This is a genomic window from Dyadobacter sp., assembly GCF_051859145.1.
Taxonomy (GTDB): Bacteria; Bacteroidota; Bacteroidia; order Cytophagales; family Spirosomataceae; genus Dyadobacter.
In genome coordinates, this window is record NZ_JBHYGF010000191.1 from 1 (window position 1) to 7,893 (window position 7,893).

Annotated in this window: 9 protein-coding genes; 6 read left to right on the forward strand and 3 right to left on the reverse strand. The window is 45.7% G+C overall.

Annotated elements, in window-relative coordinates; genetic code table 11:
- The 4 genes from ACTIE6_RS12340 to ACTIE6_RS12355 all read left to right on the forward strand — a co-directional run.
- A partial coding sequence (locus ACTIE6_RS12340; protein ID WP_439556928.1) for a hypothetical protein occupies positions 1-539 on the forward strand: 539 nt, incomplete at its 5' end.
- Between the two features lie 5 nt (positions 540-544).
- On the forward strand, positions 545-928 hold the full coding sequence (locus ACTIE6_RS12345; protein WP_439556929.1) for a T9SS type A sorting domain-containing protein: 384 nt from the start codon (positions 545-547) through the stop codon (positions 926-928).
- Between the two features lie 138 nt (positions 929-1,066).
- Entirely contained in the window at positions 1,067-1,492 is a 426-nt protein-coding gene (locus tag ACTIE6_RS12350; RefSeq protein ID WP_056289418.1) for a response regulator, read from the forward strand.
- A gap of 25 nt (positions 1,493-1,517) precedes the next feature.
- The gene (locus tag ACTIE6_RS12355) at positions 1,518-2,855 is read left to right on the forward strand and encodes a sigma-54-dependent transcriptional regulator (RefSeq protein ID WP_439556930.1); all 1,338 of its coding nucleotides are present in this window, start codon (positions 1,518-1,520) and stop codon (positions 2,853-2,855) included.
- A 36-nt stretch (positions 2,856-2,891) separates the two neighbouring features.
- Here the strand turns inward: ACTIE6_RS12355 and ACTIE6_RS12360 are convergent, their stop codons facing one another.
- The gene (locus ACTIE6_RS12360; RefSeq protein WP_439556931.1) at positions 2,892-4,838 is read right to left on the reverse strand and encodes a CocE/NonD family hydrolase; all 1,947 of its coding nucleotides are present in this window, start codon (positions 4,836-4,838) and stop codon (positions 2,892-2,894) included.
- Positions 4,839-4,979: 141 nt separating this feature from the next.
- Here ACTIE6_RS12360 and ACTIE6_RS12365 point away from each other — a divergent pair, with 141 nt between their 5' ends.
- Entirely contained in the window at positions 4,980-5,462 is a 483-nt protein-coding gene (locus ACTIE6_RS12365; protein ID WP_439556935.1) for a response regulator transcription factor, read from the forward strand.
- 120 nt (positions 5,463-5,582) lie between these two features.
- On the forward strand, positions 5,583-6,116 hold the full coding sequence (locus ACTIE6_RS12370) for a DUF4199 domain-containing protein (protein WP_439556932.1): 534 nt from the start codon (positions 5,583-5,585) through the stop codon (positions 6,114-6,116).
- A 34-nt stretch (positions 6,117-6,150) separates the two neighbouring features.
- Here ACTIE6_RS12370 and ACTIE6_RS12375 read toward each other — a convergent pair whose 3' ends face one another.
- Complete coding sequence (locus ACTIE6_RS12375; RefSeq protein ID WP_439556933.1) at positions 6,151-7,155, reverse strand: T9SS type A sorting domain-containing protein; 1,005 nt, start codon at positions 7,153-7,155, stop codon at positions 6,151-6,153.
- Positions 7,156-7,206: 51 nt separating this feature from the next.
- Positions 7,207-7,893 (reverse strand): T9SS type A sorting domain-containing protein (locus tag ACTIE6_RS12380; protein ID WP_439556934.1); only part of this gene is annotated, 687 nt, incomplete at its 5' end.

Below are 7,893 nucleotides of genomic sequence, written 5' to 3' on the forward strand. Positions count from 1 at the left end.
GGTTCGTATCTACGGTTAGCTCAGGTAAGTCATGCGAGTCAAAAGAGGTTGGCGCGGTGTTTCATACCGAGGAAGAGCCAGCTGAATTCGACTTCGGTTTTGAGGTCCGTGTCGACAACAATGATCCTAAGATCCAGGGAGGTTTTTATCATTATGGTATCAAGGTAACTCGTCCAGATGGCAACGTTGATTTTACAGGTGTGGGGACGGTAGACGGGGATACCTGGCTGCAAGTAGGGTTTGTTCCAGAAGAGGGTCAGGTTATCAATGGGAATGAGCTGAACGGGCAGTTAACTGATCAGCAAGGTGATTACCTGATCGAGCTCGAAATCCTAGACATGGCCCAATGCTCGGGTTGTGAAAACCCCAACGAACAACCACAAATTACCATTCAGGGCCAAGAGTATATACGAAAGCCTGGGGAATCTGCCTGGAAGTTAAACAAGTCTGTTCAGCCCCAGCCAAACAACCCTGTTTTCCCGAGCCGCACCATCGGTGCCAAGAAGGTGATCAAGCTGCATTATAACTTACCAAACTAGGAACAATGAAAACATACCTGATTATGCTGGCGCTTATCGTAGGCCAGCGGGCTGTTGCGCAGACCAAGCCAGCAGTGCAACAAGATGACCGTATTTTCTTTTACCCTGATGAACCTGTGCGGGCTGCTTTAATCAAACGGGAGCTATCTCTGTCGCCTAACCCCGCGAGTAGCATCACAAAGGTGCATGTTACGAATATGACAGATGAGGCTCTTGGTTCTGGTTACAGGATGCAGGTACACAGCATAGATGGACGATTATGCCACCAGCAGCCATGGTCATCAGGTGAGCAGCTTGATGTATCCGGCCTTGCAGAAGGGGTATATATTGTCTCTGTCAGGCGGGAAAACCTGCTTTTTACCCAAAAACTTATTGTCAAAAAGAAGTAAATAGAAAATCTAAGTGACATCAGAAAACGGGCCATCTTCATTGATAGCCCGTTTTCAATTCAGGCATTCTGTCAGAATTTTTATTAGGATTGAATAATTGCGATATTTGCCGACATCAATAGCCTTAAAATATCCGGCATGTCAGTAAGAGGACCGATCATTTCTATCGAAGACGACGTTGACGATCAGTTTCTGATCCAAAGCGTAATCGAAGAATTGAACCTTCCCAATAAGCTTATTTTTTTCGGGAATGGGCTGGAAGCGCTTTTGTATCTTGAAACAACTCAAGAGCAGCCATTCATTATTATTTGCGATATCAACATGCCCGTAATGAATGGACTTGAACTACGAAACCGCATTGACGAAAATGAATTTCTGAGAAGAAAGTCTATTCCATTCGTTTTCCTTAGTACAGCCGATAATCCCCTGGTGATCGAAGCAGCTTATGATTCTACTATTCAGGGCTTCTTTAAAAAAGAAGATAGCTTCACAGATCTTAAAAACCGCCTCAAAATCATATACGATTACTGGCAATGCTGTCTCCATCCTAACAAACACGCCTGAGTAAGTCCGCTAAGCTCTGTTTAACATGAAGAAAATACTCATCATTGATGATGAAGAAAAGTTAAGAGGGCTCATCGCGCGGATCGTCAGACTGGAAGGGTTCGAAGTTTTGGAAGCGGGTGACCTTAAAACAGGATTGAAAAGATTGGACCAGTCCGACATAGATATCCTGCTTTGCGACGTCAAGCTGCCGGATGGGAATGGTGTGGAGTTCATAAAAACCGTCAAGGATAAATATCCACTCGTAGAGGTAATCTTGCTTACTGCATACGGAAATATTCCCGACGGTGTACAGGCTATCAAAAATGGTGCATTCGATTACATTACCAAAGGCGACGACAATAACAAGATTATTCCTCTTGTTCACCGTGCAATTGAAAAGGCGGAGCTGAGCAGACGGGTGTATCAGTTGGAAAAGCAAGTCGGTGACAAATACTCGTTTGATTCGATAATTGGTAAGTCTGAAAACCTGCTGCAAAGTATCGCCCTAGCCAGAAAAGTTGCTCCTACCGATACTACAGTCTTGCTTTTAGGTGAAACGGGTACCGGAAAAGAGGTTTTTGCGCAATCCATTCATCAGGCAAGCAGTCGATCTAAAAAGCCTTTTGTGGCCGTCAACTGCTCCGCTTTTGGTAAGGAACTTTTGGAAAGCGAGATGTTCGGTTATAAGGCTGGCGCTTTCACTAACGCAGTCCGTGATAAGAAAGGGCTATTTGAAGAAGCACATAATGGTACTATTTTCCTTGATGAGATCGGCGAGCTTGCATTGGAACTTCAAGCGAAATTGCTCCGCGTGCTGGAATCGCAGGAATTTATAAAAGTGGGGGACACGCAGCCTACCAAAGTGAATGTGCGCGTAATAGCGGCTACCAACCGTGACCTCACCAAAGAAATCGAGTCGGGTAATTTCAGGAGTGATTTGTATTACCGACTGTCAGTTTTTCAGATTAACATTCCATCGCTTAGAGACCGAAAAGGTGATATAGAAGCATTGGCTAAGGGTTTTGCAGGTATTTACGCGTTGAAAGCGAATAAGAAAATAACTTCATTATCCCCCTATTTCATAGCAGCCCTGCAAAGGAACCATTGGACAGGTAATATCCGGGAACTAAAAAATATTATTGAGCGCAGCGTCATCCTCACAGATGAGCCTGTTTTAGGAACAGAAACACTTCCAGCAGAGTTACTGCAAGAAAGTACAGGAACCTCTAAAAATCTCTCTGCTTTTTCACTTGCCAGCGCAGAGAAGCTACATGTACAGAAAGTGTTGAATTATACAAAAGGCAACAAAGCAGAAGCTGCACGCCTGCTGGAAATTGGTATTGCTACCTTGTACCGGAAGATTGAAGAGTATAAACTTTAAGATCTGTTTAATCCTACTTCTTATAGTAGCCCACCATCATTCCAAAACCCGCACGCCGACATACGAAGAGCTGCTTCCTGAAAGATAAATCCGGTGATTCGCTTTTTTGAAATCCTTCTCCGAAGCTTTGTAAATGTTGACAAACTGCTGCGGATTGCGATCAACGAGCGGAAACCAGGAGCTTTGTACCTGTACCATTATCTTGTGCCCTTTTTTGAAGCAATGCGCAGCGTCCTGCATATCGAACTTAACGTGCTCGATTTTGCCAGGCACAAGCGGCTCTGGCTTAGAAAAGCTGTTCCGGAACTTGGAACGCATGACCTCTCCACGCACCAGCAGCTGAAATCCACCCATTTTCATGTTTGGATTAATCGGGCTATCGTTTGGAGCATCGCCAGGATACACATCAATCAGCTTGACTACAAAATCGGCGTCAGTACCCGTGGATGAAATAAAAAGATCCGCAAAAACATTACCCGAGATCGTCACATCCTGTTCGAGCGAGGCGGATTCATACACCAGCACGTCGGGCCGGGTAGCGGCAAAACGCTGGTCTTCGTACATGAAATCAGAGCCGCGGATAATGCGGATTTCGGAAGTGTAAGGTACCGGCTTGTCGGGGTCACTGGTGTATTCGTGAAAAGCAGGCTTCGCGCCCACCTGCATGGTTGTCATGGTAGGTGTAAATGACAAAGTACCGTCGGGATGGAAGTACAGTTTTTTCTTGACGGTGTTTTTCGGCGGCCACTGATCATACTTTTTCCATTGGTTTGATCCCGTTTCAAAGATGTAAGCTTTCGGCAATTCTGGATCAGGCTGGTCTTTTAAAAAGTGATTGAAGTATGGTAACTCGATTTCCTTTTGATAGAATTCACTGGTGCGTGCTCCAAACCGAATGTTCCCAAGCGACTCTCCCGTACCCCGCGACCAGCCACCATGAATCCACGGTCCCATGACGAGCAGGTTCGGCGATTTCGGCTTGTTATTTTCAATACCCTGGTAAGTTTTTAAAGGTCCGTAAAGATCTTCCTGGTCAAACCAGCCGCCTACAACCATCACAGCAGGTTTGATATTCTTCAAATGAGGCACCGGCGTGCGCGCTTTCCAGAAATCATTGTAGGTTTCATTTTCCATCATCTGGTTCCAGATGCGGTTCTGGTTTTTGAAGATTTTTTCATTTACATTTTTGAGCGGACCCAGTTTCTTGTAGAATTCATAAGAATCCGGTGTTCCGTAAGCATTGAAAGCCGGAGTGCCTTTCGGGGTAGGAACCGGCCGGGGCGCACCGTATGAAGAAAGAAACGCAAATGTGCCCATCAGGAAAAAAGCACCGTTGTGATGGCGGTCGTCGCCCATGAACCAGTCCGTTACGGGCGCTTGTGGCGATGCCACTTTCAATGCAGGATGTGCGTCAATGGCGGTCATGGTAGCGTAGAAGCCGGGCGCGGAGATTCCCCAAGTACCAACCTTCCCGTTGTTATTGCCAATATTATTGAGCAGCCAATCTATCGTATCAAAAATATCCGAACTTTCGTCTGTGTCCGATTTACTTTTCTTATTTGGAATAAACGGCCGGTTGGCTTCAAATTCGCCTTCCGACATATACTTTCCACGTACATCCTGGTAGACGATAATATACCCGTCGCGCGCAAAATGCATACTTGGGCCAATCGCCAGCTTGTAAAGTTCTTCACCATAGGGCGCCACGCTATAGGGTGTGCGGTTTAGCAGGATCGGATATTTCTTCTCTGCGGAAATGTTTTTCGGGACGTAAATGGAAGTAAACAGTTTGACACCGTCACGCATCGGAACCATCCGCTCCATTTTTGTATAATGCTCGCGGATATAAAGTGAATCCTGCGTAACTGAACTCTGAGCGGAAACCACGTGTACCGCCATACAAAGAATGAAAGCGATAAAGCAGTTGAAACCGCTGAGGGTAAGGCGGGGTAACCAGTTGAATAGGGTAGAAGCGTTTGTCAAAATCAGGAGTGTAAAGGTTGGTTAGCCAATTTAGCAATAATCGGCAAAACAGTACAGCAATCCGCTTTTTGCTTGAAGAAAGAAGTAGCGCAGGCACCCCAATTACTTTATGTTCTGGTTTGATTATGCACTTACTTCGTGATGATATTTTCAACGCTCTACTTTGTCCGCCGGCATAGCCAGTCTATTCTTTACGGTATTGTACTTGCGCTACTGCTTTTTGTTTTGAAGTGGCTGGAATGGCGATTTTTGATCATTCATCACCTTATTGAAATTTACATCGCGGCAGTCGCACTCCTTTTTACCGGACTGGGAATCTGGCTGGCAATCAAGCTCACGAGCCCGAAAGTGCGCACTGTCGTTATCGAAAAAGAAGTCTTTGTAAAATCAACCGAAACCTTCGTGCTCAATGAGGCGGAAGTGCTTCGCCTTGGACTTAGCAAGCGGGAATTAGAAGTATTGGCGAAAATCTCAGAAGGTTTAAGCAACCAGCAAATTGCCGATCAGCTTTTTGTTTCAGTCAACACAATCAAGACACATTCATCCAGCCTTTTCGACAAACTCGAAGTAAGGAACCGCATTCAGGCTGTGGAGAAGGCAAGAAGACTAAGACTGATTCCGTGACAGTGGCTCGTACTTTGGGAGGATATTACTTGCATTTGTATCAAATCACCCAAAAGTATGAGAGAGAAATGCATTGGGTAGCAGACTTTTGCAACATCATCAGCTCTACATTTTGTTGACATGAAAAGAATTATCCTCATCTGCGGCCTGATCTCCGGCGCAATCGTCTCCACCTTCATGGTCGCCAGCACGGCGGCTTGCTACGCAAACGGGAACTTTGAAGGCAGTATCCTAATCGGCTATGCTTCCATGCTTCTGGCATTTTCGCTGATTTTTGTAGGTGTCAAGAATTACCGTGACAAGTACAGCAATGGTTCAGTCAGTTTTGGTAAGGCATTTAAAATTGGACTGTTAATTACAATGGTCGCATCAACGGTATATGCACTGGTTTGGCTGGTGGATTACTACTACTTCGTCCCGGACTTCATGGATAAATACGCGGACTTCTCGATACAGCAGAGCAAACGCGAAGGAGCAACTGCTGCTGAACTCCAGCAGGAGGTAGCTAAAATGAACGAGTACAAGGAGATGTATAAAAATCCTTTTGTGATCCTCCTGATGACCTACGCCGAGATCTTGCCTGTCGGGCTGATTGTGTCTTTGTTATGCGCTTTGATCTTAAGAAAAAAAGGCCAGGCTACTGAAGCTGCCTGACCTTTGTATCCCTAGAATCTGATTTGTAAGCAGCTCACATCTTTACGATTTGCTGCGTTTTGATTCCGCCATCCTGGCGGGTGACTTTAATGTAATAAGTGCCCACAGGATATTTTCTGAAATCGTATTCGCGCGTGCCTGGTTCGCTGCCTGCTTTGCTGGTGTTCATAGGGATGATATTTCCCTGCTTGGTAACCAGCTCGACTGACTTAATATTGTTCCAGTCATCAATCTGAATGAGCAACTTTTCGGTTAGCGGATTGGGGTAAACGCTGACCAGCATATTGCTTCCGAAATCCAGTACTGCTATTTTGCTGTGCGTGTAAGTACCGTCCATGTCCACCATTTTGAGTCTGTAAAGATTTTGTCCGCTTAAAGGAGCATTGTCCTCGAAGGTGTAAGTCCGTTCTATTTTGCTCTCGCCAGTGGCTTTTACCTTGCCTATTGCTTTCCAATCTTTGCCGCCAAAACTTCTTTGCACTTCAAAATAGTCGCTGTTAGTTTCGTCTGAAGTGCTCCACGCCAGGTGCGCCTGCCGGCCTTCCGCGAATGCTTTGAAGCTGACAAGTGTGACAGGCAAAACGCTGTTGGCATTGGTTGCCGTAATGCGTAAGAAGCTGTTGTTGAAACCTGTAAAGTTACGCGATACCATATGCAGCGTTTTGTCTACGGTGCTTCCTGTGGTTGTAACATACTTCTCGTCGGGGTTAAAATAGGCAATCTGCAGATCGTCTTCCGTATTCCCATTCAGGTTGCCGACGAAGTAAGTAAGTCCCACCAACCCCGAAAAGCCAGTAGGTTCATTGAATTCATGAACCTGGTTAATACTCGGTGTAGGATCGCCAATAATCGCGTCCGGCGATCTGGTGATCACTTTGTTTGTCCAAACCGTATTGTTAAACGTCGGCCGCAATACCAGACCATGAATGGAAACCGTCGTATTCGCTCCGATGAAGAATTGGTTGCCGGAGGAGAACTGCGCGTATAGACTAGTACTAGTCAAAATTGACAAGGCGAGAATTCTCGTAATAGCTTTCATGAAATTTTTAGAAAGTTTGTTCGGAATACCTGTATTTGAATCAATCCAGCTTCAAGGCTGCACAACCTGTATCGTCTTGTTCCCTGCGACAGACTCTATGTGGAGCAGAAAGTTGCCGGTTCCGGGTAGCAGAAGTTGCTCCTGCATTTGTGGCTGTGTAATCTGTTTGATCTGTCGCCCGGTTTTTTCAAAGAGTATCAGCTTGAAGCTTCGCTCGGGTAGGGTGGCAGTTACTTTTCCGTCTTGTACCGGATTGGGGTATACTGTGAAACGTTCCAGGCTTTCGTTGTGCGGTATGACGCGGATGATCTTGCTGAAACTGAATTTCTCGTCATAATCAATCTGCTTCAAGCGATAGTAGCTTGTTGTATTGAGCTGTTGATCAAGGAAGTGGTAAATGTTCCTGGTTTTCGCGTCTCCGGCTCCGTCCACCCAGCCGATACTTTCAAAATGCACTGCATCTGTGGCTTTCTGGATTTCAAAACCTTTGTTGCCATATTCCTCGGCAGTTTCCCATTCCAGTTTTGCAGATCCTTCGGCTGTCAAAGCCCCTTCAAATCGAATCAGTTTGACAGGGAGAGGAGAGAGTGCGGAAAAAGAATTAATGCTCCCCAGCACCCATTCAAGGCTCACGCCACCCGATTGATTGAAATTAGAAGCAGCATAAATCCCGCCCGGCGAAATGGACTGCGCGTAAGAAGAGAGACAAATAAGCAATGAGCTAACGGTGAGGTATAT